We start from the raw sequence: 25,237 nt of genomic DNA on the forward strand, positions 1-25,237 counted from the left end.
CCTTCCTGCCCTGCCCAGGATCCAAGGCCCCGCGCCAGCACTTGGCGCGGTGGACTTGGCCCCCGACTGGTCCTAAAATCTGACCAATCCACGCGGGGCCGCCATGCCGTTTCAGAAAATCCCAGCGCAAAAGCTGTCGCAAGCTGTCCAAAGCCAGATCGAATCGCTGATCCTGCAAGGTATCCTGCGCCCCGGCGAACGCCTGCCCGCAGAACGCGAGCTGTCCGAAAGCCTTGGCGTCAGCCGACCATCCTTGCGCGAAGCGATCGCCGATCTGCAACAGGCGGGCCTGCTGACCAGCCGTCCCGGTTCCGGCATCTATGTGGCCGAGGTTCTGGGATCGGCCTTTGCCCCCGCTCTGGTGCGGCTGATCTCGCGCCACGAACGCGCGCCTTATGACTATCTGGATTTCCGCAAAGACATCGAGGGGCTGGCCGCCGAGCGTGCCGCGCGTCATGCCAGCGACGCCGATCTGGGCGTGATCGCGGCGACGCTGGCGCAGATGGAAAAGGCCCGGCAGGTAAACGACGCGCAGGTGGAATCGGCGCTGGATGTGCAGTTCCACATGGCCATCGTCGAGGCCAGCCACAACATCATCGCCCTGCATATGATGCGCGCCATGTATGACCTGCTGCGCGAAGGGGTGTTCTATAACCGCGCCCGCCTGTTCGACGATCCCGCCATCCGCGCCGCGCTGCTGGATCAGCACCGCGCCATCAACGCCGCGCTGCAAGACCGCGACGGGCCGCGCGCGCGTCAGGCGATTGTGGTGCATCTGGATTTCGTCTCGACCCGGCTGGCGGCGCAGGCGCGCAGCGATGCCAATGCCGACATCGCCCGGCTGCGGCTGCGCCATATCGCGGAATAGTGGCTGTCCGGGGCCGCAACGAAAAACCCCGGCCCTTGCAGGCCGGGGTCTGATCTTGTCCCTCGCTGAAAGCTCAGTTCAGCTTGCGCGCCACATCTGCGATGGCGTCGTCAATCCCGGCCGAACGACTGCCCGAGGCGACCTGCTGACCCAGCAGTTCCCCCGTGGCGGCAATCGCCGCAGCCGCCGCGCGATCACGGACGGCGCGAACGGCGTCCGCCTCGGCACTGGCGATCTGATCTTGCGCAGCCTTCAGGCGGCGGTCGATCGAGCTGGCCAGATCGTCCTTGGCCTTGGCGGCCTGCAATTCCGCCTCGCGCTTGGCATTGGCCACGATCTCGTCGGCCTGAACCTTCACGTCGCGCTGACGGCGTTCATAGTTGGCGTAAATCTCCTGCGCCTCTTCGCGCAGGCGACGTGCCTCGTCCAGATCGGCGCGGATACCCTCGGCCCGCTTGTCCAGCAGGTTGCCGATCAGCGCAGGCACCTTGAAGTAAACAAGGATGCCCACGAACAGCAGAAAGGCCAGCAACACGATGAAATCGGTGTTGTGCAGGCTGAAGAACGGGCCGGAAGCCGCCATGGCCGGACCAGCAGCGATCATACCGCTGGCGACACCCGCAAGGATGGTGAACGGCTTGTTCATTGCACGGCCCCTTTCAGACGACGATCCACCGCCGCATCAATGGCCGACTGATCCGCCGCACCGCCAAAGGCGCGCAGCAGGTCGGCCGTCACGTCGCGGGCCACGGTTTCGGCATCCGCCGCCGCCGAGGCACGGATTTCGCCAATACGACGTTCCGATTCCGAGGCACGGGCGGCGATTTCCGCATCGGCATGGGCGATGGCGGCATCCAGTTCGGCCTGAATTTCAGCCCGGTTGGCGGCCACGATCTTTTGCGCCTCGGCACGGGCATCGGCCAGCGCCTTGTCATAGGCGGCCTCGGCCTCTTGCGCCTTGCGCTTGAATTCCTCGGCGGCCATCAGATCGCCGGTAATGGCACCCTGCCGGTCAGACAGAACCGCCGCGATGCGCGGCAGCGCGATGCGCGACAGAATCCAATAGATCACGCCCAGCGTGATGACCAACCAGAAGATCTGGTTCGGGAAGGTCGATACATCAAGCTGCGGCAACCCCGTGCTGGCAACCTCGTGGGTCACATCAGCGCCGTGATGTGCGACATCACCCGCCACGCCGATCACGTCGGGTTCGACGGTAATGATTTCGATCGTTTCCTCGACCACGACGGGCGCGGTCTGCTGTAACAGGCTAATCATAATCCTCACCCTTGGCCTATCAGGTCACGAAGGGGAGGGAACGCACCCGCGCCCCCACCCCGCCGCAAGGATGGGAAAGGATCAGACCGCAAACATCAGCAGCAGCGCGACGAGGAACGAAAAGATCCCCAGAGCTTCGGCAAAGGCCATGCCGATGAACAGCGTCGCGGTCTGACCGGCGGCAGCCGACGGATTGCGCAGCGCGCCCGCCAGGAAGTTGCCAGCAACGTTGCCCACACCGATGGCGGCGCCGCCCATGCCGATGGCCGTCAGACCAACGCCGATGTACTGACCCAGCTCTCCGATATTGCCTTCCATGTCTTTTCTCCTTGCGGTTGGAAGTTGTGAATTCTGTTGGATGACCCGCGCGGGGCCGCGCCCGTCAGTGCGACGGGTGCAGCGCGTCCTTCAGATAGACGCAGGTCAGGATGGTGAACACATAGGCCTGGATAAAGCCCACCAGCACCTCGAACCCATACATCGCGGTCACGGCGACCACCGACAGGGGCGACACCAGCGCGATGGCGGCAAAGCCTGCAAACACTTTGATAACGGCGTGGCCCGCGATCATGTTGCCAGCCAGACGAATGGAATGGCTCAGCGGGCGGACGAAATAGCTGATAACCTCGATCACGGCCAGCACCGGGCGCAGCGCCAGCGGCGCGGATTTCACCCAGAACAGTTCAAGGAAATGCGCGCCATTTTTGACAAAGCCGACGATGGTCACGGTCACGAACACCGCCACGGCCAGCACCGCCGTCACCGCGATATGCGACGTGGTGGTGAAAGCCAGCGGGATCAGGCCCAGCATGTTGGAAAACACGATGAACATGAACAGCGTCATGATATAGGGGAAGAATTTCAGCCCCTCTTTGCCCGCAATATCCTCGATCATCTTGTGAACCATGCCATAGCCCAGTTCGGCGATCGACTGGGTGCGGTTCGGCACGATGGCGCGGCCACGGGTGCCCACGACCAGCAGCAGCGTGATCGCGACGATGGCAAGGAACATCCACAGCGTGGCATTGGTAACGGTATACCAGTGAACCGGCCCGTCGCCGAACAGGGGTTTCACGATGAACTGATCCATCGGGTGAAAGACCAGACCGCCCTCGTTACCTGCTGCCACGTTCAGTTCCCCTCGTCCTTGCCGGTTTCGCGCCCGGCCCGTTGATCTGCGCCGGGCGGTTCCGGCCTGTTCAGTTCGCCCGCGGTCAGCATCATGGTTTTGACGCCCGCCGCAAAGCCCAGAAAGATAAAGACAATCAGCATGATGGGCGTAGTGCCCAGCCAATAGTCCAACCCGTATCCGATGCCAAAGCCGATCCCCAGCCCCGACACCAGCTCGATCACCATGCGCCAGGCGATATGCGCCTTGTCATGCCCGGCCAAAGGGCTTGGCCCTTCATCCTTTGGGGTCAGTTCGGCAATCCGTCGCTCCAGATCGCGCAGCCGCGCGGCGTCAAGCGCCCGCTGTGCCCCGCTGTCCGGCTGATCGGCCATGGCTCATGTCCCCGTCATCGGTTGTCCGGGGTGATAGGCGCTGCCCGCCCCCGAGTCAAGCAACCCCCGTCACGATCTAACAGACTGTTTTTATTCATGTCATCGCCAACAGGCCGGGGCTGGACTTTGCCCATCGGCCCGGTCCATATTCAACCCCGCAGTTAAGCATGGCCCGCCGTGACCGACCAGAACCGCCCCAATCCCGCCCGGCTGGACGCCATCTTTGCCGCGCTGGCCGACCCGACACGGCGGCGGGTGCTGGCCATGCTGCTAGAGGACGACATGGCCGTGTCCGACGTGGCCGAGCCGTTCGGCATCAGCCTTGCCGCCGTGTCGAAACATCTGGCCACCCTTGCGGCGGCGGGGCTGATTGTGCAGGAACGCCGGGGCCGGATCACATGGTGCAAGCTGGACCCGGACGGGATGCGCGCGGCCTCGGTCTGGATGCAGGGCTTTGGCCAGTTCGACCCGGTGGATCTGGACGATTTCGAGCGGTTTCTGGCCGCTCAGCTTGGGGAAGCTGATGACTGACATCTTATGTATCGGCGCGATGCTGTGGGACGTGATCGGCCGCGCGCCGCGCGCGATGCAGGCCGGACAGGACGTGCCGGGCCGCATCGCCCATGTGCCGGGCGGCGTGGCGCTGAACGTCGCCGTCGCACTGGCCCGCTGGGGTATGGCGCCCGCGATTCTGTCCGCCGTGGGCCGCGATCCCGAAGGCGCGGCGCTGACCGATCAGGCCGCCCGGCTGGGGGTGATCTGCGACCATCTGACCCGGCGCGACGACCTGCCGACCGACTGCTATATGGCCATCGAGGATTCCCACGGCCTGATCGCCGCCATCGCCGACGCCCACTCGCTCGAAGCGGCGGGCGATGCGATCCTTGCGCCGCTGGACGGCGCGCTGCCGGGCTGGACCGGCCCGGTGGTGCTGGACGGCAATCTGACACAGGCGCTGCTGGCGCAGATCGCCCATGACCCGCGCCTTGCCCGCGCCGATCTGCGCATCGTCCCGGCCAGCCCCGGCAAGGCCGAGCGGCTGGAACCGCTGATAGCCGCCCGGCGCGGCACGTTTTACCTGAACCGGGCCGAGGCACAGACGCTGGCCGGCCATCCCTGCGCCGATGCCGCCACAGCCGCTGCCGCCGTGGTCGCACGCGGCGCGCCCCGCGTCATCGTGACCGACGGCGGCGAGCTGGTGGCCGAGGCCGCCGCCAATGCCGCCCCGATCACCGCCCTGCCCCCCGCCGTCCGCATCGCCCGTGTGACCGGGGCGGGTGATTGTTTTCTGGCCGCCCATATCGCCGCCGAACGCGACGGGTCCGACCGCGAAACGGCGCTGATACGCGCCGCGCAGGCCGCCGCCGCCCATGTCTCTGGAAAGGATGTCCCATGAACCCCCCGCTGAAATTCGCCCCCGCCGTCCGTGCCGCGCTGGACTCTGGCCGCCCGGTGGTGGCGCTGGAATCGACCATCATCACCCATGGGATGCCCTATCCGCAGAACCTTGAAATGGCCCGCAAGGTCGAAGACACGATCCGTCAGGCTGGTGCCGAACCCGCCACTATCGCGGTGATGAGCGGTCATATCCACATCGGCCTGACCGATGACGAACTGGAACGCCTCGCCCAGACCCCGCAGGATCAGGCGATGAAGGTCAGCCGCGCCGATATGCCCGTCTGTCTGGCACAGGGCCGCACCGGCGCGACCACCGTTGCCGCCACCATGATCGGCGCGCATCTGGCCGGAATCCGCGTCTTTGCGACGGGCGGCATCGGCGGCGTGCATCGTGGGGCTGAAACCAGCTTTGACATCAGCGCCGACCTGTATGAGCTGGCGCAGACCCCGGTGACGGTGGTCTGTGCGGGGGCCAAAGCGATTCTGGACCTGCCCAAGACATGGGAAACGCTGGAAACCCTGGGCGTGCCGGTGATCGCCTATGGCCAGGACGACCTGCCCGCCTTTTGGTCGCGCCAGTCCGGCCTGCCCGCGCCCCTGCGCATGGACAGCGCCGCCGACATCGCCGCCGCCGCCGATATGCGCGCCGCATTGGGTCTGCCCGGCGGGCAACTGGTGGCGAACCCGATCTCGCAGGCCGACGAAATCCCGCTGGACGAGATCACTCCGGTGGTTGAACAGGCCCTGGCCGATGCCGACGCCCAGGGCATCACCGCCAAGGCGGTCACGCCGTTTTTGCTGCAACGCATCTTTGAACTGACCGGCGGCCGCTCGCTGGAATCCAACATCGCGCTGGTGCTGAACAATGCGCGGCTGGCGGCAGAGATTGCAGCGGAAATGGCGCGGCAGCCCTGAGCACAAAGCCCGTTCGAAGGTGCGGATTCAAGCAAACAGGAAACCGACTCAAGCCGCTTCCTGTTTGCCCCGCCCCCCTTGGGCGATCCCTTACCGCAGCCGCGCGATCAGGGACGACGTGTCCCACCGCCCGCCGCCCATGCGCTGCACATCCTTATAGAACTGATCGACCAGCGCCGTTACCGGCAGGCTGGCCCCGACCTCATCGGCGGCGTCCAGACAAATCCCCAGATCCTTGCGCATCCAATCCACCGCAAAGCCAAAGTCGAACCGATCCTCGGCCATGGTCGCGTGACGGTTGACCATCTGCCAGCTGCCCGCCGCGCCCTGAGAGATCACCTCGACCAGCGCCGCCACGTCCAGACCGGATTTCTGCGCGAAGGCCAGCGATTCCGACAGCGCCTGCACCAGCCCGGCGATGGCGATCTGGTTGCACATCTTGGCCACCTGCCCCGCGCCCGCCTCGCCCATGCGGCGGCAGATGCGGGCATAGGCGGCGATCACCGGCTCGGCCCGCGCGTAATCGGCGTCAGAGCCGCCGCACATTACCGACAGCACGCCGTTTTCCGCCCCCGCCTGCCCGCCCGAGACCGGCGCATCGACCCAGCCCAGCCCGGCCCCGCGCGCCACCTCGGCCAGTTCGCGCGTGATCTTGGCCGATACCGTGGTGTGATCGACGAACACCGCGCCCGGCGTCATCCCGGCAAAAGCTCCGTCATCACCTAACACAACCGATCGCAGGTCGTCGTCATTGCCGACACAGGCCATGACGAAATCCGCCCCCTCGGCGGCCTGACGCGGGGTGGGCGCGCTGCGGCCACCATGCTGCGCCACCCATGCGCCGGCCTTGGCGGGGCTGCGGTTATAGACCGTCACCTGATGCCCCGCCGCGCGTAAATGCCCGGCCATCGGAAAACCCATCACGCCCAGTCCCAGAAACGCCACATGCGCCATGCTGCCTTGTCCTTTCACTCTGCCGTGCGTTGAAAATCCTGCGCGGCTGTCCTATGCAGCACCCCACCACCCAAGGGCGCGCGGGTCAAGCCGCCCTGCCAGCCGCCAAGGACCGCCACGACCCCATGCTGACGCTTTTCCGCTGGCTGCTGAGGATCACCATCGGCATGATCGCCGCCTTTGTGGCCGGTGCCGTGCTGATCTGGTATTTCGCCATCCGCTCGCTGCCCGATTATGACACCACGATCAGCGTGCCGGGCATCAGCGCGCCGGTAGACATCATCCGCAGCACCGAAAACGTGCCGCATATCTTTGGGCAGAGCGACGAAGACGTGTTCTTTGCCCTCGGGCTGGCCCATGCGCAGGACCGGCTGTTTCAGATGCTGGCGCTGCGCCGCGCCGCGCAGGGCCGTCTGTCGGAAATCTATGGCGAACGCACGCTGCCCGCCGACGATCTGGCCCGGCGCATCGGCTTTCAGCGGCTGGCGCAGCAGGCACTGACATCGCAGACGCCACAGGCCCGCGCCGCGCTGGACGCCTATGCGCGCGGCGTGAACGAGTGGATTCGCCAGATCAACCAAGGCGCGCGGGGGCGGGGTGCGCCGGAATTCTTTCTCTATCCCGGCGACATTGCCTATTGGCAGCCCGCCGATTCGCTGGCCATCCTCAAGCTGATGGCGGCGGCCTCCAGCACCGCCATGGCGGACGAGGTGCTGCGCGCGCGCCTGTCGCTGGCCGCGCCCGGTCGCGGGGTCGATCTGCTGGCGCCGCCGGGGGGAATGGCGCTGCCGGATTATGCCGGGCTGTTCCCCGGCGCACGGCTGTTGCCGCCCGAGCGGTTGCCCTTGCCCCCCGGCCGGGCGACCGAACTGGCGGGATTTTTGCCCTCCGATGCCGGGCTGACGGCCAATGGTTTCGCGGTCGCCCCCAACCGCACCGCCATGGGGGGCGCGATTCTGGCCAATGATCCGCAAGGCCCGCTGACCGCGCCCGGCCTGTGGTATCTGGCGCGGTTGGATCTGACCTCGGGCGGGGTGATGGGCGGCACGATTCCGGGGCTGCCGCTGGTGCTGTCGGGGCGCAACGCCGCGCTGGCCTGGGGGATCACCCCCGCCGCGCTGGACGATACCGACGTGCTGATCGAAGAAGTGCAGCCGGGCGACAACAACCGCTATCGCACCGAACAGGGCTGGACCAGCTTTGACACCGCGCGCGAAATCATCCGCGTTCTGGACGGGCAGGACCGCGCCATCACGCTGCGCAGCACCGTGAACGGGCCGGTGATGACCAGCCCGGCCTTGGCGCAGGTTGCGCCCGTGGGGCATGTGACCGCGATCAGCTGGACCGGCGCGCGGGCCGATGACGCCAGCTTTTCCGCGCTGCTGGGGCTGATGACGGCGCGTGACCGCAACGCGGCGGCCCGCGCGCTGACCAGCATGACCGCTCCGGCGCTGAACGTGCTGCTGGCCGATCAGCAGGGCGTCGCCCACATCATCGCCGGCGCGGTGCCGCGCCGCGACCCGGCCAGCCAGACCGCAGGCCGCCTGCCCGCCCCCGGCTGGGTGCCCGCGAACCGCTGGCAGGGGCAGGAACCGGCCCCGCAACCCGCGCCTGCCGTTGGTCTTGTCACCGCCACCGGCGAGGGGGCGGGCGGTCCGCGCATGGCCCGCCTTGGCCGGTTGATGAACGACCGCGACATCCATTCCCGCGACAGCCTGATTGAAACGCAACTGGACATCGTGTCACCGGTGGCGCGGCAGTTGCTGCCGCTGGTCGGGGCGGAACTGTGGTTCACTGGCGAACCCGCCGCCCCCGGCACGACCGAACGGCAGCGGCAGGATGCGCTTGGCCTGCTGGCCGAATGGGACGGCGCCATGAGCGAACACCTGCCCGAGCCGCTGATCTATGCCGCCTGGATGGCCGCCTTGCAGGACCGGATGATCCGCGACGAGCTTGGCCCTCTGTCTGACGACATCCGCCGCCTGTATCCGGCCTTTATCGAGGCCGCCTTCCGCAACACCCGTGGCGCGGCGCGCTGGTGCGACGTGGTGCAAAGCGCCCCGGTCGAGGATTGCGCCACGCTGGCCCGGCAGGCGCTGGACGCGGCGATTCTGGACCTGAGCGCCCGCTTTGGTCCCGATGTCACCAGCTGGCGGTGGGGCAACGCGCATGAGGCGCATCAGATCAACCCGGCGCTTGGCGGCATCCCCGGCCTTGGCTGGGTGGTCAATCTGGTGCAATCGACCTCGGGCGGGGATTTCACGCTGGCGGGGGCAGGATCGGCAGGTTTCGGGCCTGATCCGTGGCGGCAGATCACCGGGGCAGGCTATCGCGCGGTCTATGATTTGGCCGACCCGGACAGTTCGGTGTTCGTGATCTCGACCGGGCAATCGGGGCACCCGCTGTCGCGCCATTATGACGACATGGCCGGGCTGTGGCGGCGGGGCGAATATGTCACCATGTCGCTGGACCCGGCCCTTGCCCGCGCCGCCGCGCGCGGGATCACCCGGCTGGAACCGGCTCCCTGATCCGGCACCACCCGCCCCCGGCGCCACCGCGCATTCATGAGTCCGCGACATAACGACAAGCTGAAACTTGTCATAGTCAGCCGGGCGTTTTGCGCTATCATCGCGCCACGACCGGCAGTTTGCCGGCACCCGGAAGGAGAAATCCCATGTATGCCACCGTCATGCACGGTCCGCGCGATGTGCGGTTTGAACAGGTCGAAGACCCCAAAATCCTGAAGCCCACCGATGCCATCATCCAGCTTGCCGCAACCTGCATCTGCGGATCAGACCTGTGGCCCTATCGCGGGGCGCAGGCGCTGGATCAGCCGATGCATATGGGGCACGAATATTGCGGCACCGTGATCGAGGTCGGTTCCGAGGTGAAAACCCTGCGCCCCGGTCAGTTCGTCGTGGGCAGCTTTTGTCTGTCGGACAACACCTGTCCGCATTGCCAGTTCGGGTTCCAGTCATCCTGCGTGCAGCGCGAATTCATGCTGGGCGCGCAGGCCCCCTTTGCCCGCGTGGCGCTGGCCGACGGCACGCTGGTCGCGACGGAACACACGCCCGACGCCGACATGATCCCGCATATGCTGGCCGTGTCGGATGTGCTGGGGACGGGCTGGTATGCCGCCGTTGCATCGGGCGTGCGTCCGGGCGGCACGGCGGTCGTGGTGGGTGACGGCGCGGTGGGGCTGATGGGCGTCATGGCCGCGAAGCAGCTGGGCGCGGAACGCATCATCGCCATGTCGCGCCACGAACCCCGGCAGAAACTGGCGCTGGAGTTCGGCGCAACCGACATCGTGGCCGAACGCGGTGCCGATGGCATCGCCCGTATCATGGACCTGACCGACGGGGTGGGCGCGGAATCGGTGCTGGAATGCGTCGGCATGGCGGAATCCATGGAGCAGGCCATGGGTGTCTGCCGTCCGGGCGGCACCATCGGCTATGTCGGCGTGCCGCATGGGGTTAATCTGGAAGGGCAGCAACTGTTCTTTAAACAACAGCGGATGCTGGGCGGTCCGGCCCCGGTGCGCCGCTTCCTGCCCGACCTGATGGCCCGCGTGCTGGACCGCCAGATCCAGCCCGGCAAGGTCTTTGATCTGGTCCTGCCACTGGCCGAGGTCGCCGAGGGCTATAAAGCCATGGACGAACGCCGCGCCATCAAGACGATGCTGACGGTATCGTAACCATCAAACCGCCGCGCCGGTCGATCTGGCGTGGCGGTGCCCATGTGGCAGCGGGGGGCGGTTGCGTTTGTGCACCGCTGTCGGATGCGCTGGCGCAGCAAACCGGCCCAGGGCGCGGCGGTGCCTTTGCGCATGACCACACCCGTTGGTGCCGGATTTCATCAGCAATCCCCCGCTTACCACAGTCGCACAGGCTGCCCGCACCAGTGTTTCTGCCGGTGGAAAATGGTCCCGGTGGCAGCGGCGGATCAAATCAGCCCATATGCGGACGGTGTATCACCGCGACGTTCACCAACCTCAGCACATTGTTTTATCGCTTGCGCCACGGGATGCCCCACTCATCTGCAAACAGCGCAAAGCCGGGCAGTCAGCCGTCGTGCAGCGTCGCCCTGCCCCGCCCCGCGTTCTTGGAGGCATACAGCGCTTCGTCGGCATCGGACAGCATCCGTTCCGGGTTCGGGTGGCGATAGCGCGACGAAATGGCGATGCCGATACTGGCCGAGACCTGGCAGGCGTTGCCATCCACCTCGACCGGCTGTTCGATGCCGCTGATGATGCGGCGGGACAGCGCGTTCAGCGCCTCGGGGGCGGTGGTGCCGGACAGGATCAGCACGAATTCATCCCCGCCCACCCGCGCCACCGTGTCATTGCTGCGGGTCGCGGCGCGCAGCACATCGGCGACGTGGATCAGCACCTCATCGCCCGCGGCATGGCCCAGACGGTCGTTCACCTCTTTGAAGCGGTCCAGATCCAGATGCGCCAGCGCAAAGCCGCCACGCTCGCCCTGCCCCCGCGCCGCCTCGGCGGAACGAAGGGCGACCGACAGCGCCAGTTCCAGCCCGCGCCGGTTGTAAAGCCCGGTCAGCGGATCGGTGAAGGCCTGAATTTCCGCCGCCTCGCGCGCTTCTTCCAGGCGGAGGTTAAAGCGGGACAGTTCGTCCATGACGGCACGGTTCGCCTCGTGCAGAAACATCAGCTCCATCGCCAGTTCCGGCGGGGCAAAGTCGCCATCGGTCAGGGCCAGATCGCGCACCGCATCAGCCAGCCCGATGCCGAACCCCAGATTGACCAGCAGCGCACCATCATTCAACGGCACCGCATGGCCGCGCAACGACAGGCCCGGCGGCTGCGTCATTCGCAAAAACACCCGGTCCCCACGCCGCGCCGCTGCCGCCAGCACGATCAGATCATCCTCGGCCGAGACGGGCCGCGTCAGCACAAAGGCATCGCTCAGCCGCTGGCAATCTTCGGGCAACAGCTTGCGCAACGTCGGCCCGGCCCCCAGCACCGCGCCATCGGCATCCAACCGCAGGTGCATCGGCAACAAGGCATCCAGCGCTGCAAGGGCCATGGCGATGGCGGGGGGCAAGGCGCCGCTCATCTTGCCGCCTCGGGCGCGGGGAACGCGCCCAGTTCAAAGGCGCGGCCTTCGGCAAAGGCATCATCGGAAATCTGCACCCGCACGCCGTTACCCTCGACCGCGATCAAGCCAAGCGCGCCGTAATCGTCGGCCATCGCGCGGATCAGCCCCGCCATCACACTGCGCCATTCGTTGAAACAGTCCGGCATCACCACGCGCAATTCATCCCCCGATTTCGGCTCGATCCGAATGCGCGGCATCCCCAGATCCGGGATCACCATATGCGCCCGGCCCGGCCATTCTTCCAGCGAGAACAGGAAATCCGCGAAATCACGCCCCGAAAACCGCAGCAGCCGCCGCAAGGGTTCGCGCGCCGCCAGCCACGCGCCCAGATCCTCAAGCAATTCGGCCTCGGGCTTGTCCAGCCGCAGCGCCGCCTGATTGATAAGCCCAAAGCTGACTGCATCGGGATAGTTGCGGATCGTCTGAAAGCCGCGCGCATCAATCCCCGAGGCCCCGGCGACATCATGCCAGAACGAATCGCCATAGGTATGGCGCAGGAAACCTTCGATCGAGCGATTTATCAATCCGTGCATTGTGCCCCCTTGCACAGCGGAACTAGCACTAAATTGTTAATAATTCGATAAGCCGATACGTGGATTGCGGCGATGTGATCGCCTTAATCCGCCGACCACCCGGCACTGCCCGGCCCGGCCAGAACGGTGCGCGCGGCCATCACCGCCTCTGGCCGGATGCCGGTGCTGGCCGCGAAATCCAGCACACGGCGGTCGTCCTCAAGGATGAAATCCAGCACGAACTGCCCCAGATCGGGGCTGGTGGCCAGGTGCCGCAGATCTTCGGGGCGCAGCCCGGCATTCGCCAGCAAAGCCTGCACCATCTCGGGGTCGGCGGCGATAAAGCCCAACGCCTCGACCGCCAGATCGCGGGCGCTGTCCTGCGTCCATGTCATCGGATCTGCCCTATGGTTTTTTCGTCACTGCGTTCAGATCGAAAGGGTTTATTAAACATTTGCTGCCAAGGTGCCAATCACAGGCAGGCGTGTAAAGGACGCAACGCAAGAATGACAGGCCGTATCCTTATCGTGGACGGATTGGCAACGAACCGCCTTGTGCTCAAGGGGCGGTTGACGCCTGCCAGCTATGACATCGCTACCGCCGCCACTCTGCCCGAGGCGATGGCGCGGCTGCGTGCCTTCGCGCCCGATCTGGTCATTGTGGGCGAGGCGGTGCCGGACCATGATTGCGCCGCGATCTGCGCGATGATCCGTGACGATTGCGGTCAGGACGGGGCGGCGATCATCGCGCTGTGCCCGACCGATCAGCGACTGGCGGTGATGCGGGCCGGCGCCTCGGCGGTGCTGGAACCGCGCGGGGATGCGCTGCTGTTGCTGGCGCGCATCCGCGGCCTGCTGCGCAACAGTGCCAGCGTCGATCTGCCACGCGCCTTTGCCGAATCGCAGGTGCCGTTTCAGCATGGCCGCACAGCAGGCAGGTTGCCGCATATCGTGCTGGTGGCGGAAACGCCCTCGCAGGCTCTGGGCTGGAAACATGCGCTGTCGCAGCGCCTGCGCTATCGCTTTTCGGTGCAGGATGCGGGGCAGGCTCTGGCCTCGGTCGCGCGGGGCGAGGCGGGCGACCTGTATCTGATCGCCGCCGACCTTGACCAGCGTAGCGAGGGGCTGCGCCTGCTGTCGGAACTGCGCTCGCGCGTCGCGTCACGCGATGCGGCCTTTGTGATCGCCGCCCCCCCTGATCGGCCGGAAATGGCCGCCATCGCGCTGGATCTGGGCGCGGGCGAAACGCTGGGGCCTGATCTGGCCACCCCCGAGATGATCGAGATGACCGTGCTGGCGCTGCGCGAACAGATCGTGCGCAAACGCCACGCCGACGAACGCCGGGCCGAGGCGCGTCAAAGCATCGCCTGGTCGCTGGTCGATCCGCTGACCAGTCTCTATAACCGCCGCTTCGCCCTGCCCCGGCTGCGCCAGATGATCGCCGAAACACAGGCGCGCGGCGGCGAATGTGCCCTTCTGGCCCTGGATGTGGACCGCTTCAAGCAGATCAACGACCAGCACGGCCACGCCGCCGGAGACGCGGTTCTGGCCGAAATCGCCGCCCGGATTCAATCGGTTGCCGGTCCGGTCGGCCCCGTCGCGCGCTTTGGCGGTGAAGAATTTCTGGTGCTGCTGCCCGACACCGCCGCACCTCAGGCCACCCGCTGCGCCGAAGCCATCCGCCACGCCGTCATGTCCACCCCGATCCCCCTGCCACGGGCTGCGGACAGCCGGGCGCTGTTCGTCACCGTCTCGATCGGCGTAGCGACCTTTGGCGCGCACCCCGGTCAAACCGACGCCGAGCATGAAACCGATTCGCTGCTGGAACGTGCCGATCAGGCAATGCGCGCGGCCAAATCCGGCGGGCGCAACCGCTGTATGCTGGCCGCCGCCTGAGCGTCTTGCAAACCCGTGACAATCCGCACAAGCCTGACCTATATTGCGGCACGGTTTTCAGGGACACATATATGAGCGGACACAGCGACACCCCGGAACGGCAGACCGGCCTCGCGATGCGGCGCGGTTTCATGGGTAAATGCCCCTCATGCGGCGAGGGGCGGTTGCTGCACAGCTACCTCAAGGTCAATGATACCTGCCCGGCCTGCGGCGAAGCCATGCACCATCAGCGCGCCGACGACGGCCCGGCCTATCTGACCATCCTGATCGTATCGCACCTTGGCGCGCCGCTGCTGCTGTGGGTCTATATGGCGTTCCGCCCGTCGCCCATGACGATGCTGATCGGCTTCAGCCTGGCGTCGGTGGCTCTGTCGCTGCTGCTGCTGCCGCGGATCAAGGGCGCGATGGTCGGGCTGCAATGGGCGCGGCGGATGCACGGTTTCGGCACCAGTGCCGAACCCGATTCGGCATGACCGACACCGCCCCGCCGATCCGCGACGCGGCCACGGTGCTGCTGATCCGCCGCGATCAGGGCGCGCCCAGTGTGCTGATGGGGATGCGCGGCGCCAAGGCGGTGTTCATGCCGTCGAAATACGTCTTTCCGGGCGGCGCCGTTGATGCCGAGGATACCGCCCTGCCACTGGCCCGCCCGCTGGCCGCGCCGCATCATAACCGCCTGCTGGCCGAGCCACGTGACAACGCCCCCACCAACCCTGCCGCCTTGGCCGGTGCCGCCCTGCGCGAACTGGCCGAAGAAACCGGCCTGCTGCTGGGGCGCCCCGGTGCCGGATGCGCCCTACCCGGCTTTGGCCCGGCCGGGCTGATCCCCGATGCGGGGGCGCTGCATTTCGTCTTTCGCGCCATCACTCCGCCGGGCCGCCCGCGCCGCTTTGACGCGCGCTTCTTTCTGGCCGACGCCACCGATGTCGCGGGCGATCCTGAGGATTTCAGCGCAGCCTGCGACGAACTCTCCCATCTGCACTGGGTGCCGCTTGCTCAGGCGCGGGCGCTGAACCTGCCCTTCATCACCGAAGTCGTGCTGGCCGAAGTCGCCGAGCTGATCCACAGCGCCGACCACGGCCCGCTGCCCATCCCCGACAGCGTGCCGTTTTTCGACAACCGCAGCACCAACCCGCGCTTTGCGCAAATCACCTGACGCCCACAGTTTCGCACGCAGGCATCTTCTGTCCAGAAATATCCTCGGGGGTCCGGGGGTGGAAAACCCCCGGCTTGGGGTGCGACCTTACCGCCCGGTAAACCGCGCCGGGCGTTTTTCCAGAAACGCGGCCACACCTTCGCGGAAATCGGCGCTGCGGCCCGCCACGCCCTGCAATTCGGCCTCAAGCGCCATCTGAGCCTCAACCGTGTTCTGCCCCGATTCCACCAGCGCGCGGCGGATCGCCAGATAAGCTCCGGTCGGCCCTGCGGCCAGTTGCCGGGCGCGGCGGGCGACGCCCTCGGCAAAGGCGTCGTCGGGCAAAGCTTCCCAGATCAGGCCCCAGTCGGCGGCCTGGCGCGCGCTGACAGGCTCGGCCAGCAGCATCATCCCCATGGCGCGCGCATGGCCCGCCAGCCGAGGCACCAGCCAGGTGCCGCCCGCGTCAGGGATCAGGCCGATGCGCGTAAACGCCTGAATGATCGAAGCGCTTTCCGCCGCAATCACCAGATCGGCGGCCAGCGCCAGATTGGCCCCGGCCCCCGCCGCCACGCCGTTCAGCGCCGCGATCACCGGCGCGCGACAGCCCATCACCGCGCGCAGCATCGGCTCGTATTCCTCGCGCAGCACCCGCCCGAAATCGGCATCCGCAGGTGCGTCGGTCAGATCCTGCCCGGAACAAAAGCCGCGCCCCGCGCCGGTCATCACCACGCAACGCACCGCTTCGGGCATATTGCTCAGCGCGGTGGTGATTTCGGTCCGCATCTGCGCGTTCAGCGCGTTCATCACCTGCGGGCGGTTCAGTGTCAGCGTGGCGATACCGTCAACGACGGTGAACAGGATGGTCTGGAATGTCATGGTTTCCCCCTTGCTGCCGCGCATCCTGCACAGTTGCGTGCCGCCGCGCCAGCAAGACCCGGCGTCAGTCCTGCATCAGCCGGTCCAGTCGGGCTTTTTCCTCGTCCGTCAGTGGTGCCGGCCCGGCCCCTCCCTGTCGGCGGCGCAGGAAACCGGCGGCAAAGGCCAGCGCCACCAGCCCCATCACCGGCCCGGCCAGCCACAGCACCCAGTTGGCGCCTGTCGCACGCGGCTCGAACAAGACGAATTCGCCATAGCGCGCCGTCACCGCGTCGATCACCTGATTATCACTGTCGCCCGCAACCAGCCGTTCGCGCACATAAAGCCGCAGGTCGCGGCTGATGGCGGCATTGGAATCGTCGATGTTTTCGCCCTGACACACCGGGCAGCGCAGCTTTTGCGAGATCGCCCTCGCCCGCGTTTCCAGCACCGGATCATCCAGCACCTCATCGGGCTGCACCGCAACCGCAGGCATCGGCGCCACCGCCACAGTCACCGGCGCAAAGGCCAGCAGCGCAATCAGAACCAGCCGTTTCATTCCGCAGGCACCCCCGTTGCAGCACGGCGCGAGTCGCGGCGCGCGCCCGCAGCCACGCGATAGCGCCGGTCAGACAAGGAAATCAGCCCGCCCAATGCCATCAGCGCCGACCCGGCCCAGATCCAGTTGGCAAAGGGTTTGATATAATAACGCACGGCCCAGCCTCCGCCCGCCTGCGCGTCACCGATCACCAGATAGATGTCGCGGAACACGCCATTGTTGATCGCCGCCTCGGTCGTGGGCATGGCCTGCACCGGATAGACGCGCTTTTCCGGGTGCAGCGTGGCGACCTGACGGCCATTGCGGGCCACATCCATCGTGGCCATGGTGGACAGATAGTTCGGGCCTTCGACCTCATCGACCGAACGCAGGGTGATCGTGTAACCGCTCAGTTCGAACGATTCGCCGATATGGGCGACCCGGATGTTTTCGGTTTCCCATGCCATCAGCAGCGACACCCCGATAAAGGTCACGCCCAATCCGGCATGAGCCACCGCCTTGCCCCAATCGGCGCGCGGCAGCCGCGCCAGACGCGACAGACCCGACCCGCCGGTGCGGTGGATCAGTTCGGCGCCCGCGCCAAAGATGATCCAACTGCCCAACCCGGTGCCGATCACCGCCAGTGCCGAATGCCCGGTCGAGACCGCAAACACCAGCAGCATCACCGCCGCCGTCAGCGCGAGCGCCCCCCGCAGCGGCATCAGCGCACGCCGGATGGTGGCGCGTTTCCACGGCATGATCGCGCCCAAGGGCAGCACGATGGCCAGAACGATCATGAAGGGGGTAAAGGCCTTGTTAAAGAACGGCTCGCCCACCGACAGCTTGGCACCCCAGCCCAGTTCGGCGATCAGCGGCCAGACCGTGCCGATGAACACCACGAACGAGGCCACCGCCAACAGCACGTTGTTCAGCACCAAGGCCCCCTCGCGCGATACCGGCGCGAACACCCCCTTGGCGGCCATCGCCTGCGCGCGCACCGAATACAGCGTCAGCGCGCCGCCCACGAACACCGCCAGAATCGCCAGAATGAACACGCCGCGTTCCGGGTCGCTGGCAAAGCTGTGGACCGAGGTAATCACGCCCGAGCGCACGATGAACGTGCCGATCAGCGAAAAGCCGAATGCCATGATCGCCAGCAGGATCGTCCAGCTTTTCAGCGCCTCGCGCTTTTCGACGACGATGGCGGAATGCAGCAAGGCGGCTGCCAGCAGCCACGGCATGAAGCTGGCGTTTTCGACCGGATCCCAGAACCAGAACCCGCCCCAGCCCAGTTCGTAATAGGCCCACCACGACCCAAGCGCGATGCCGATGGTCAGAAACACCCAGGCCGCCAGCGTCCACGGCCTGACCCACCGCGCCCAGGCGGCATCGACACGGCCTTCGATCAGCGCCGCGACGGCAAAGCTGAACGACATCGAAAGCCCGACATAGCCAAGGTAAAGGAACGGCGGGTGCAGCGCCAGGCCGACGTCTTGCAGCAGGGGGTTCAGGTCGCGCCCGTCAAAGGGCGGCACTTCCAGTCGCAAAAACGGGTTCGAGGTGAAGATGATAAACGCATAGAACGCCGCCCCGATCGCCGCCTGCACCGCCAGAACGCGCGCGCGCAATGCGGGCGGCAGATTGCCCCCCCAGGCCGCCGCCGCCGCACCGAACAGCGCCAGGATCAGCACCCACAGCAGCATCGAACCTTCGTGGTTCCCCCACACGCCGCTGATTTTATACAGCATCGGTTTGGCGGTATGCGAATTTTCGTAAACCAGCCTGAGCGAGAAATCCGAGGTGACAAAGGCCACGGTCAGCGCACAAAAGGAAAGCCCGGTCAGCAGGAACTGCGCCATCGCGGCGGGCCGGGCGCTGTCCATCCATGCGGTCCACCCGCGCGACGCGCCGATCATCGGCACGATCATCTGATACAGAGCCACCATAAAGGCCAAAATCAGGGCGAAATGGCCGAATTCTGCGATCATGGTCGTCTCCCTTGGGCTGATGTCGACCATAAACACATGACAAAGGGGGGAACAGTCCCCCCTTTGCCGCAATGGTTCAGTTTTCTGTGTGACCTATCCGCGCAGGCCGGCCGACCAGTCGCGCAGCGCGGCATTATCGGCAAAGGTATCGGCAGGCAGGCGCCAGCCTTGCGGGGGGGCGGCGGACGCAGCGCTCACAGATGCCGCCACCGGCATCACCGGATCGACCGGCGCGGTCATGGCGGCGGCCAGCGCGGCATCCAGCGCCGCCTGCCCTTCCGTGTCATGCAGGGCGACCATGCCCGCGCCGCTGGCATCCGCCGTGCCTTGCGCCCGCCCTTTGCGACCGGATCGTTCCAGCACGACGCGATTGCGGAAATAATGCGCCTCGCGCGCGCCGAAATAAAAGCTGACAATCGCCCCCAGCAGCCACCACAGCGGTTCGGGCACCTCGGCCAGCCCCTCCATCCGCAGGCCGAATCCGGCGGGATCGACCATGGCATAGGTGAACAGGCCCAACACCCCCACCGTCATCCCCGGACGCGGCAGGCGGTTCAGCCCGTTCACGAAACTGTCGAACCACGTCTGCGGCGCGTGCGCAAATTCCAGCCCAAGCTGTTCGATGGCGCGGGCATAGGCCTCTTCGTCCAGTTCCATCCGGCGAGTGGCGTTCTGGCGAAAGATCTCGGCCACATTCCCCGCCGCCGTGACGGTGCCCCCCAGATTCAGAAAGCGGTCGATCATGCCCATTTCGCGGTCCTTTCCCGGTGCTGCGCGGCGCTGAGGTGGTATTTCGGGCTGATGAACTCTTCGGCCCGCGTGATCCAGCCGCCCTTGCCGCCATCCTTGCGCCGGGCATATTTGCGGCTGGCCGGGCGATTATCGGCGATGGCGTAGTAATAGTTGCGCCGCGCGATGCCATAGGCGTCGGCCAGATGCTGTGGCGCGACCTGTGCCGCCGATTGCGCCGCCGCGATGGTGCGCGGGCCGATCACGCCGTCATCCTTGGCCGCAAAGCCCATGCGCGTCAGCAGCCGTTGCAGGATTTTCACCGCATTCGCACCGGCGTTCACCTGCATGTCGAACACGCTGGCCTGCACCGTGACCGGCAGTTCGGCCAGACGCGGACGGCGAAAATAATGTTCGACATAAACCTGAACGGCCTGCGCGCGGGTCAGCGCCCGCACGTCGCGTTCATCGACACGGCCATCGCCGTTCAGGTCCATGCCCAGACGGCGCATTGTCCCGATGGTGACGCCGTAATTCGTCGCCCCGCCGGGATCGTCGGGGTCGTTGACGTAGCCCCCTTCACGCGCGACGATTTCGGTCGCGATCTGCTCGACAGTTTTCATCCTTGCCCCCAAGGTTAACCAGGGGGAAAGGTCGCGCAGACGGGTTAACGCCGGATTAAGGCTTCGCGCGTTGCGAGATCAGGCGTTCGGATCCTGATAGACGCCGGTTTCTTTCAGCGTGTCCATCACCTCGCGCGGCATATAGTTTTCGTCGTGCTTGGCCAGCAGGTTATCGGCCTGAAACACGCCGTCGCGGTAATAGCCCTTGGCAATGGTTCCCTGCCCCTCGCTGAACAGATCGGGGGCCGGGTCACGCCCGACATAGGCCACCGGAATTTCCGCCAGCCCGTCGGTGATGACAAAGCGGAACTCGACCCCGTGGCGGTCGGTGATGCTGTCTTCCTTGACCAACCCGCCAAGCTGGAAATACTCGCCCGGATCGGGCGCGTTTTCCGTCACCTGCGAGGGCGAGCGATACAGGTTGATCCCGTCGCGAAAGCCATAGCCAATCAGCCCCGCCGCCACGACCAGCGCCACGGCAGCCGCCGACATGATCTGGATACGGCGCGTTTTCTTGAGCGATTTCAACCCGGCCATGGGTTCCCCCTTTGATTAAGCGGCCTCAAAGCGGATCGGGCGGCGCAGGAATTGCGTGGCCTTGCCCGACACCCGCACAGGGTCGCCGGTGGTCAGATATTTCGATTCCGTGCCCGGTCCGATGAACTCGGGCCTGCGGGTAAGATAGTCAGCCAGGCTTTCGGCAACCAGCCCCGCCTGACTGAAAACCTTGACCTGCGACCCTAAGGCGCGCTGGAAGGCATTCTGCACCAGCGGGTAATGGGTGCAGCCCAAAACCGCCGCCTCGGGGTGGGGCATCCGGCGCAGCAGCGCCTCGACATGGCTGGCGACCAGCGCCTCGGCCAGAATTTCGTCACCCATTTCAATGGCATCGACGACACCACCGCAAGGCTGCGCCTCGACATCGACGCCCACGGCGCGAAAGGCCAGTTCGCGCTGAAAGGCCCGGCTGGCGACCGTGGCCGGGGTCGCGAACAGCGCGACATTGTTCACCGCCACCCGCCGGGGCGGCGAATTGTCGCCCCATGCGCGTTCGGTCAGCGCCTCGATCATCGGAACAAAGACGCCCAGCACCCGCTTGCCCTCGGGCAACCATGTTTCCTGCATCCGGCGCAGCGCGGCGGCGCTGGCGGTGTTGCAGGCAAGGATCACCAGATCGCAGCCCTCGGCCCACAGCCGTTCGGTGGCGGCGGTCGTCAGATCAAAGATGTCGTCTGGCGTGCGCACGCCGTAAGGCGCATGGGCGTTGTCGCCCAGATAGACCAGCGGCAGATCAGGCAACCGGGCCGCGATGGCCTGATGCACCGTCAGACCACCCAGACCGGAATCGAAAACACCAACCGCCATGCAGAAATCCCCCTTCGCGCGCCGCAGTCATAGCGCCGCCGCGCGCGAAGGGAAATGACCTAAGTCATTCCGCCGCTTCACGCATGGGCGAGCCACCGGCACGAAATTCGGCCAACAGCTCGGCACGGCGGGCGGCGGCGGCCTTGATCGCATCGTCTTTTATCATGCCGTAGCCCTTGATGGTCAGCGGCAATTCGGCCAGTTCGCGCAAGCAGGCCATGGTCGCGGGCGTGACCTTGGGCAGCAGTTCGGCCATGTCGGATTCGTATTCCGCGATGGCCGCGCGTTCGATCCGACGCTCGGCCAGCCAGCCGAATGGATCGTAGGGCTTGCCGCGCAGCCCCTTCATCCGTGCCAGCAGCCGGAACAGCGGCAGCGCCCACGGACCGAACTCGCGCTTGCGCGGGCGGCCATTGGCATCGCGCCCCGGCAGGATCGGCGGCGCAAGGTGGAAAGATAGCCGCGTATCGCCCTGCCACTGCGCGGCGACCTGATCGGCGGTGGTCAGATGCAGCCGCGCGACCTCGTATTCGTCCTTATAGGCCAACAGCTTATAGTAACCGCGCGCCACGGATTCGCGCAGATCGGCGGGCGCGCGGTTCACCAAGGCCATGAACCTGTCGGCCAACGCCTGATCCTGATAATCGACCAGCCGCGCGGCACGATAAGCCACCGGATCGGGCGCCGCCTCAGGCTCGGGCGGGCGGGCCGCCGCTGCCGCCTGTTCGGGAAAGACCATCGCCCAGCGGCCAATCTGAAAGGCGCGCTGGTTTTCAGCCACCTTAGCACCGTTCATTTCGATCGCGCGCAGGATCGCCGCTTCGCTCAGCGGGATCAGCCCCTGCTGCCAGGCCGCGCCCATCACCAGCATGTTGGAATAGATCGAATCGCCCAACACCCGCAGCGCCAGATCGCTGGCATCGAAAAACGCCGCGCGATCCGCCAGACGCGCCTGCAACGACAGTTTCAGCCGGTCAGAGGGCACCTGAAAATCGCGAAAGCGCGTAAATTCGCCGGTGATGATCTCGTGATCGTTGACCACCGCGCCGGTGCGGCCCTGCGTCATCAACCCGATGGTTTTCGCCCCCGCCGTCACCACCAGATCGCCGCCGATGATGCAATCAGCCTCGCCCACGGCGACGCGGATGGCGGAAATATCGGCGGGATCGTTGGCCAGCCGCAGGTGGATATGCACCGCCCCGCCCTTTTGGGCCAGACCCGCCATCTCCATCATGCCGGCGCCCTTGCCATCCAGTTGCGCGGCCTGCGCCAGAACGGCACCGATGGTCACAACGCCCGTGCCGCCGACGCCGGTAATCACCACGTTATGGGTGCCGTTGATGACGGGCAGCGCGGGCGCGGGCAGGTCGGGGATCGTGATGTCAGACCCCTTGGGTCGCCGCAGCTGGCCGCCGCGCACCGACACGAAGGACGGACAAAAGCCGTTCACGCAGGAATAATCCTTGTTGCACGACGACTGGTCGATGGCGCGCTTGCGGCCCAGTTCGGTGTCCAGCGGCACGACCGAAACGCAGTTGGACTGGACCGAGCAATCGCCGCAGCCCTCGCAAACCTCGGGGTTGATAAAGATGCGGCGGTCGGGGTCGGGGAACTGGCCTTTTTTGCGGCGGCGACGCTTTTCGGCGGCGCAGGTCTGGATATACAGGATCGCACTGACGCCCGTCACCGTTTCCAATTCGCGCTGCACCGCCATCATGCTGCCGCGTTCCTCGAACCGCATCGCCTGCGGGAACTGGCTGCGGTCAACGTCCTCTTTCTCGTCATAGACGACAACCACCGGGGCGACGCCCATAGCCAGCAATTCGCGCGCGATCTGCGGGGCGGTCAGCTCACCCTCGTTCGGCTGACCGCCGGTCATCGCCACCGCGTCATTATACAGGATCTTGTAGGTGATATTCGTGCCCGCCGCCTTGGCCGCACGGATCGCCAAAGAGCCAGAATGGTTATAGGTTCCGTCGCCAAGATTTTGAAACACATGGTTTCTTGTGCTGAATGGCGATTCGCCGACCCAGTTCACCCCCTCGCCGCCCATATGGGTGAAACCATTGGTTTCCCGACCCATCCACTGCACCATATAATGACAGCCGATACCCGCATAAGCGCGGCTGCCCTCGGGCACGCGGGTGCTGCTATTGTGCGGGCAACCCGAACAAAACCAAGGGGTTCTGACGGAAATCTCAGGCGCATTGTCATTGCGGCGCACTTCATTGATGCGGTCCAGCCCGGCCTTGATGGCATCGGTGCCGCGCCCTTCCTCAATCAGAATGCCGCCCAGCTTTTGTGCGATCATCACCGGGTCCAGCGCGTAACGGGTCGGGAACAGTTCCTCGCCGGTGCGGTCGTGACGCCAGCCATGGACACGGCGGCCACGGCGATTGTCAAAGATTGCCTCTTTCAACTGCACTTCGATCAGCTTGCGCTTTTCCTCGACGCAGACAATAAGCTCAAGGTTTTCAGACCATTCCTGCATGGACCTCATGTCCAGAGGCCAGGTCTGACCGACCTTGTAGATGGTGATGCCCAGCCGGTCGGCCTCGGCCTCGTCGATGCCCAGCAGGGACAGGGCATGGACCAGATCCAACCAGTTCTTGCCCGCCGCGACAAAGCCGATGCGCGCGCCCGGCTTGCCCCAAACCTTGCGGTCGATGCGATTGGCGCGGGCAAACGCCTCGGCCGCCTTGCGTTTATGGTCGATCATCCGCGCCTCTTGCGCGACGGGCGTATCGCCAACGCGGATGTTCAGCCCGCCCTCGGGCATGTTGAAATCAGGGACGACAAAGCGCATCCGGTTCGGATCGCCGTTCACCACGCTGGTGACCTCCACCGTGTCTTTCATGGTTTTCAGGCCGGTCCAGACACCGGCAAAGCGCGACAGAGCGAAACCATACAGCCCGTAATCCAGAATTTCCTGCACCCCGGCAGGCGACAGCACCGGGATATAAGCGTCGATCATTGCCCAATCCGACTGATGCAGCACGGTCGAGGATTCGCCGGTGTGATCGTCGCCCATGGCCATCACCACGCCACCATGCGCCGACGATCCGGCCATATTGGCGTGCCGCATCACGTCGCCCGAACGGTCCACCCCCGGCCCCTTGCCATACCACAGCGCGAACACGCCATCGTATTTGCCCTCGCCCCGCATCTCGGCCTGCTGGCTGCCCCAGATGGCGGTGGCGGCCAGATCTTCGTTCAGGCCGGGCTGAAACAGCACACCTGCGGCGGAAAGCCGCCTGGTTTCGCGCATCATTTGCAGATCGACACTGCCCAAGGGGCTGCCGCGATAGCCGGTCACCAGCCCCGCCGTGTTCAGCCCCGCCGCCTGATCGCGCGCCGCCTGCATCAGCATCAGCCGCACCAAAGCCTGCGTGCCGTTCAGCAACACCTGCGATTTCGACAGATCGAAACGGTCCGCCAGTGAAAATTCCGTTTTGCCCATCTGCTCCCCTCCCCAAGAACGCGGATGACGTATTGTCGCAGTATAGGTCAGAATTATTGACCGATGAAGGAAAAAATTCATACTCTCGCACTATTGGCACG

Annotated in this window: 26 protein-coding genes; 9 read left to right on the plus strand and 17 right to left on the minus strand. The window is 65.8% G+C overall.

The window, feature by feature from the left end; all coding sequences use genetic code 11:
* The first annotated feature begins 103 nt into the window (after positions 1-103).
* Positions 104-868 (plus strand): FadR/GntR family transcriptional regulator, encoded by a 765-nt coding sequence (locus Q4G22_RS01335; RefSeq protein WP_303384091.1) that lies wholly within the window; start codon positions 104-106, stop codon positions 866-868.
* A gap of 73 nt (positions 869-941) precedes the next feature.
* Here the strand turns inward: Q4G22_RS01335 and Q4G22_RS01340 are convergent, their stop codons facing one another.
* From Q4G22_RS01340 to Q4G22_RS01360, 5 genes are all read right to left on the minus strand, one after another.
* Entirely contained in the window at positions 942-1,514 is a 573-nt protein-coding gene (locus Q4G22_RS01340; protein ID WP_303384092.1) for a F0F1 ATP synthase subunit B, read from the minus strand.
* Positions 1,511-2,146 (minus strand): F0F1 ATP synthase subunit B', encoded by a 636-nt coding sequence (locus tag Q4G22_RS01345; RefSeq protein WP_303384093.1) that lies wholly within the window; start codon positions 2,144-2,146, stop codon positions 1,511-1,513. Before Q4G22_RS01345 ends, Q4G22_RS01340 begins: the two co-directional genes overlap by 4 nt.
* A gap of 81 nt (positions 2,147-2,227) precedes the next feature.
* Complete coding sequence (locus Q4G22_RS01350; protein WP_090611015.1) at positions 2,228-2,464, minus strand: F0F1 ATP synthase subunit C; 237 nt, start codon at positions 2,462-2,464, stop codon at positions 2,228-2,230.
* A 64-nt stretch (positions 2,465-2,528) separates the two neighbouring features.
* Entirely contained in the window at positions 2,529-3,236 is a 708-nt protein-coding gene (locus tag Q4G22_RS01355; RefSeq protein ID WP_303362337.1) for a F0F1 ATP synthase subunit A, read from the minus strand.
* 41 nt (positions 3,237-3,277) lie between these two features.
* Entirely contained in the window at positions 3,278-3,649 is a 372-nt protein-coding gene (locus Q4G22_RS01360; protein WP_303362329.1) for an AtpZ/AtpI family protein, read from the minus strand.
* A 177-nt stretch (positions 3,650-3,826) separates the two neighbouring features.
* On the opposite strand from Q4G22_RS01360, the gene Q4G22_RS01365 reads away from it, so the two are divergent.
* Genes Q4G22_RS01365 through Q4G22_RS01375 form a run of 3 tightly spaced genes read left to right on the plus strand, consistent with a single transcriptional unit; the run spans position 3,827 to position 5,962 of the window.
* The gene (locus tag Q4G22_RS01365; RefSeq protein WP_303384094.1) at positions 3,827-4,180 is read left to right on the plus strand and encodes a helix-turn-helix transcriptional regulator; all 354 of its coding nucleotides are present in this window, start codon (positions 3,827-3,829) and stop codon (positions 4,178-4,180) included.
* Positions 4,173-5,045, plus strand: coding sequence for a PfkB family carbohydrate kinase (locus Q4G22_RS01370; protein ID WP_303384095.1), 873 nt, complete (start codon positions 4,173-4,175; stop codon positions 5,043-5,045). The genes Q4G22_RS01365 and Q4G22_RS01370 overlap by 8 nt, the downstream gene beginning before the upstream one ends.
* Positions 5,042-5,962 carry a pseudouridine-5'-phosphate glycosidase gene (locus tag Q4G22_RS01375; protein ID WP_303384096.1) on the plus strand — a complete coding sequence of 307 codons (921 nt, stop codon included), beginning with the start codon at positions 5,042-5,044 and terminating at the stop codon, positions 5,960-5,962. The genes Q4G22_RS01370 and Q4G22_RS01375 overlap by 4 nt, the downstream gene beginning before the upstream one ends.
* Positions 5,963-6,052: 90 nt before the next feature.
* On the opposite strand, the gene Q4G22_RS01380 is transcribed toward Q4G22_RS01375, so the two are convergent.
* On the minus strand, positions 6,053-6,916 hold the full coding sequence (locus Q4G22_RS01380) for an NAD(P)-dependent oxidoreductase (protein ID WP_303384097.1): 864 nt from the start codon (positions 6,914-6,916) through the stop codon (positions 6,053-6,055).
* 125 nt (positions 6,917-7,041) lie between these two features.
* On the opposite strand from Q4G22_RS01380, the gene Q4G22_RS01385 reads away from it, so the two are divergent.
* The gene (locus tag Q4G22_RS01385) at positions 7,042-9,444 is read left to right on the plus strand and encodes a penicillin acylase family protein (RefSeq protein WP_303384098.1); all 2,403 of its coding nucleotides are present in this window, start codon (positions 7,042-7,044) and stop codon (positions 9,442-9,444) included.
* A 146-nt stretch (positions 9,445-9,590) separates the two neighbouring features.
* Positions 9,591-10,610: a zinc-dependent alcohol dehydrogenase family protein gene (locus Q4G22_RS01390; RefSeq protein WP_303384099.1), complete on the plus strand. Its 1,020-nt coding sequence runs from the start codon at positions 9,591-9,593 to the stop codon at positions 10,608-10,610.
* Positions 10,611-10,977: 367 nt separating this feature from the next.
* Here the strand turns inward: Q4G22_RS01390 and Q4G22_RS01395 are convergent, their stop codons facing one another.
* The 3 genes from Q4G22_RS01395 to Q4G22_RS01405 all read right to left on the minus strand — a co-directional run bounded on the left by Q4G22_RS01395 (position 10,978) and on the right by Q4G22_RS01405 (position 12,940).
* Positions 10,978-11,991 carry a GGDEF domain-containing protein gene (locus Q4G22_RS01395; RefSeq protein ID WP_303384100.1) on the minus strand — a complete coding sequence of 338 codons (1,014 nt, stop codon included), beginning with the start codon at positions 11,989-11,991 and terminating at the stop codon, positions 10,978-10,980.
* On the minus strand, positions 11,988-12,566 hold the full coding sequence (locus tag Q4G22_RS01400; protein ID WP_303384101.1) for a heme NO-binding domain-containing protein: 579 nt from the start codon (positions 12,564-12,566) through the stop codon (positions 11,988-11,990). The genes Q4G22_RS01395 and Q4G22_RS01400 overlap by 4 nt, the downstream gene beginning before the upstream one ends.
* Before the next feature lie 83 nt (positions 12,567-12,649).
* Positions 12,650-12,940 carry a DUF3572 domain-containing protein gene (locus Q4G22_RS01405; protein ID WP_303384102.1) on the minus strand — a complete coding sequence of 97 codons (291 nt, stop codon included), beginning with the start codon at positions 12,938-12,940 and terminating at the stop codon, positions 12,650-12,652.
* Positions 12,941-13,051: 111 nt separating this feature from the next.
* Between Q4G22_RS01405 and Q4G22_RS01410 the strand changes: the two genes are divergently transcribed.
* The 3 genes from Q4G22_RS01410 to Q4G22_RS01420 all read left to right on the plus strand — a co-directional run bounded on the left by Q4G22_RS01410 (position 13,052) and on the right by Q4G22_RS01420 (position 15,596).
* Positions 13,052-14,440 carry a diguanylate cyclase gene (locus Q4G22_RS01410; protein WP_303384103.1) on the plus strand — a complete coding sequence of 463 codons (1,389 nt, stop codon included), beginning with the start codon at positions 13,052-13,054 and terminating at the stop codon, positions 14,438-14,440.
* A gap of 71 nt (positions 14,441-14,511) precedes the next feature.
* A complete protein-coding gene (locus Q4G22_RS01415) occupies positions 14,512-14,913 on the plus strand; it encodes a DUF983 domain-containing protein (RefSeq protein WP_303384104.1) in 402 nt (133 codons plus the stop codon).
* On the plus strand, positions 14,910-15,596 hold the full coding sequence (locus Q4G22_RS01420; protein ID WP_303384105.1) for an NUDIX hydrolase: 687 nt from the start codon (positions 14,910-14,912) through the stop codon (positions 15,594-15,596). Before Q4G22_RS01415 ends, Q4G22_RS01420 begins: the two co-directional genes overlap by 4 nt.
* An 87-nt stretch (positions 15,597-15,683) precedes the next feature.
* On the opposite strand, the gene Q4G22_RS01425 is transcribed toward Q4G22_RS01420, so the two are convergent.
* The 8 genes from Q4G22_RS01425 to Q4G22_RS01460 all read right to left on the minus strand — a co-directional run bounded on the left by Q4G22_RS01425 (position 15,684) and on the right by Q4G22_RS01460 (position 25,136).
* A complete protein-coding gene (locus tag Q4G22_RS01425; protein ID WP_303384106.1) occupies positions 15,684-16,454 on the minus strand; it encodes an enoyl-CoA hydratase-related protein in 771 nt (256 codons plus the stop codon).
* Between the two features lie 64 nt (positions 16,455-16,518).
* The gene (locus Q4G22_RS01430; RefSeq protein ID WP_303384107.1) at positions 16,519-16,992 is read right to left on the minus strand and encodes a cytochrome c-type biogenesis protein; all 474 of its coding nucleotides are present in this window, start codon (positions 16,990-16,992) and stop codon (positions 16,519-16,521) included.
* On the minus strand, positions 16,989-18,959 hold the full coding sequence (locus tag Q4G22_RS01435; protein ID WP_303384108.1) for a heme lyase CcmF/NrfE family subunit: 1,971 nt from the start codon (positions 18,957-18,959) through the stop codon (positions 16,989-16,991). The genes Q4G22_RS01430 and Q4G22_RS01435 overlap by 4 nt, the downstream gene beginning before the upstream one ends.
* Before the next feature lie 93 nt (positions 18,960-19,052).
* The gene (locus Q4G22_RS15670; RefSeq protein WP_368661450.1) at positions 19,053-19,709 is read right to left on the minus strand and encodes a holin family protein; all 657 of its coding nucleotides are present in this window, start codon (positions 19,707-19,709) and stop codon (positions 19,053-19,055) included.
* Positions 19,700-20,311 carry a holin-associated N-acetylmuramidase gene (locus tag Q4G22_RS01445; protein ID WP_303384109.1) on the minus strand — a complete coding sequence of 204 codons (612 nt, stop codon included), beginning with the start codon at positions 20,309-20,311 and terminating at the stop codon, positions 19,700-19,702. The genes Q4G22_RS15670 and Q4G22_RS01445 overlap by 10 nt, the downstream gene beginning before the upstream one ends.
* A gap of 78 nt (positions 20,312-20,389) precedes the next feature.
* Positions 20,390-20,839, minus strand: coding sequence for a cytochrome c maturation protein CcmE (gene ccmE, locus Q4G22_RS01450; RefSeq protein WP_303384168.1), 450 nt, complete (start codon positions 20,837-20,839; stop codon positions 20,390-20,392).
* 24 nt (positions 20,840-20,863) lie between these two features.
* On the minus strand, positions 20,864-21,676 hold the full coding sequence (locus Q4G22_RS01455; protein ID WP_303384110.1) for a glutamate racemase: 813 nt from the start codon (positions 21,674-21,676) through the stop codon (positions 20,864-20,866).
* A gap of 64 nt (positions 21,677-21,740) precedes the next feature.
* The gene (locus Q4G22_RS01460) at positions 21,741-25,136 is read right to left on the minus strand and encodes an indolepyruvate ferredoxin oxidoreductase family protein (protein WP_303384111.1); all 3,396 of its coding nucleotides are present in this window, start codon (positions 25,134-25,136) and stop codon (positions 21,741-21,743) included.
* Between the last annotated feature and the right edge of the window lie 101 nt (positions 25,137-25,237).

The sequence above is a fragment of the Paracoccus sp. (in: a-proteobacteria) genome (assembly GCF_030538655.1).
Lineage (GTDB): Bacteria > Pseudomonadota > Alphaproteobacteria > Rhodobacterales > Rhodobacteraceae > Paracoccus.

Excerpts from the sequence above, each read along its gene's own strand:
- Q4G22_RS01385 (WP_303384098.1), top strand. The coding sequence starts at position 7,042 with ATGCTGACGCTTTTCCGCTGGCTGCTGAGGATCACCATCGGCATGATC.
- Q4G22_RS01355 (WP_303362337.1), bottom strand. The coding sequence starts at position 3,236 with ATGGATCAGTTCATCGTGAAACCCCTGTTCGGCGACGGGCCGGTTCAC.
- Q4G22_RS01335 (WP_303384091.1), top strand. The coding sequence starts at position 104 with ATGCCGTTTCAGAAAATCCCAGCGCAAAAGCTGTCGCAAGCTGTCCAA.
- Q4G22_RS01410 (WP_303384103.1), top strand. The coding sequence starts at position 13,052 with ATGACAGGCCGTATCCTTATCGTGGACGGATTGGCAACGAACCGCCTT.
- Q4G22_RS15670 (WP_368661450.1), bottom strand. The coding sequence starts at position 19,709 with ATGGGCATGATCGACCGCTTTCTGAATCTGGGGGGCACCGTCACGGCG.
- Q4G22_RS01390 (WP_303384099.1), top strand. The coding sequence starts at position 9,591 with ATGTATGCCACCGTCATGCACGGTCCGCGCGATGTGCGGTTTGAACAG.
- Q4G22_RS01420 (WP_303384105.1), top strand. The coding sequence starts at position 14,910 with ATGACCGACACCGCCCCGCCGATCCGCGACGCGGCCACGGTGCTGCTG.
- Q4G22_RS01340 (WP_303384092.1), bottom strand. The coding sequence starts at position 1,514 with ATGAACAAGCCGTTCACCATCCTTGCGGGTGTCGCCAGCGGTATGATC.
- Q4G22_RS01430 (WP_303384107.1), bottom strand. The coding sequence starts at position 16,992 with ATGAAACGGCTGGTTCTGATTGCGCTGCTGGCCTTTGCGCCGGTGACT.
- Q4G22_RS01445 (WP_303384109.1), bottom strand. The coding sequence starts at position 20,311 with ATGAAAACTGTCGAGCAGATCGCGACCGAAATCGTCGCGCGTGAAGGG.
- Q4G22_RS01345 (WP_303384093.1), bottom strand. The coding sequence starts at position 2,146 with ATGATTAGCCTGTTACAGCAGACCGCGCCCGTCGTGGTCGAGGAAACG.
- Q4G22_RS01395 (WP_303384100.1), bottom strand. The coding sequence starts at position 11,991 with ATGAGCGGCGCCTTGCCCCCCGCCATCGCCATGGCCCTTGCAGCGCTG.
- Q4G22_RS01380 (WP_303384097.1), bottom strand. The coding sequence starts at position 6,916 with ATGGCGCATGTGGCGTTTCTGGGACTGGGCGTGATGGGTTTTCCGATG.
- Q4G22_RS01435 (WP_303384108.1), bottom strand. The coding sequence starts at position 18,959 with ATGATCGCAGAATTCGGCCATTTCGCCCTGATTTTGGCCTTTATGGTG.
- Q4G22_RS01350 (WP_090611015.1), bottom strand. The coding sequence starts at position 2,464 with ATGGAAGGCAATATCGGAGAGCTGGGTCAGTACATCGGCGTTGGTCTG.
- Q4G22_RS01375 (WP_303384096.1), top strand. The coding sequence starts at position 5,042 with ATGAACCCCCCGCTGAAATTCGCCCCCGCCGTCCGTGCCGCGCTGGAC.
- Q4G22_RS01455 (WP_303384110.1), bottom strand. The coding sequence starts at position 21,676 with ATGGCGGTTGGTGTTTTCGATTCCGGTCTGGGTGGTCTGACGGTGCAT.
- Q4G22_RS01360 (WP_303362329.1), bottom strand. The coding sequence starts at position 3,649 with ATGGCCGATCAGCCGGACAGCGGGGCACAGCGGGCGCTTGACGCCGCG.
- Q4G22_RS01400 (WP_303384101.1), bottom strand. The coding sequence starts at position 12,566 with ATGCACGGATTGATAAATCGCTCGATCGAAGGTTTCCTGCGCCATACC.
- Q4G22_RS01415 (WP_303384104.1), top strand. The coding sequence starts at position 14,512 with ATGAGCGGACACAGCGACACCCCGGAACGGCAGACCGGCCTCGCGATG.
- Q4G22_RS01460 (WP_303384111.1), bottom strand. The coding sequence starts at position 25,136 with ATGGGCAAAACGGAATTTTCACTGGCGGACCGTTTCGATCTGTCGAAA.
- Q4G22_RS01425 (WP_303384106.1), bottom strand. The coding sequence starts at position 16,454 with ATGACATTCCAGACCATCCTGTTCACCGTCGTTGACGGTATCGCCACG.
- Q4G22_RS01405 (WP_303384102.1), bottom strand. The coding sequence starts at position 12,940 with ATGACATGGACGCAGGACAGCGCCCGCGATCTGGCGGTCGAGGCGTTG.
- Q4G22_RS01370 (WP_303384095.1), top strand. The coding sequence starts at position 4,173 with ATGACTGACATCTTATGTATCGGCGCGATGCTGTGGGACGTGATCGGC.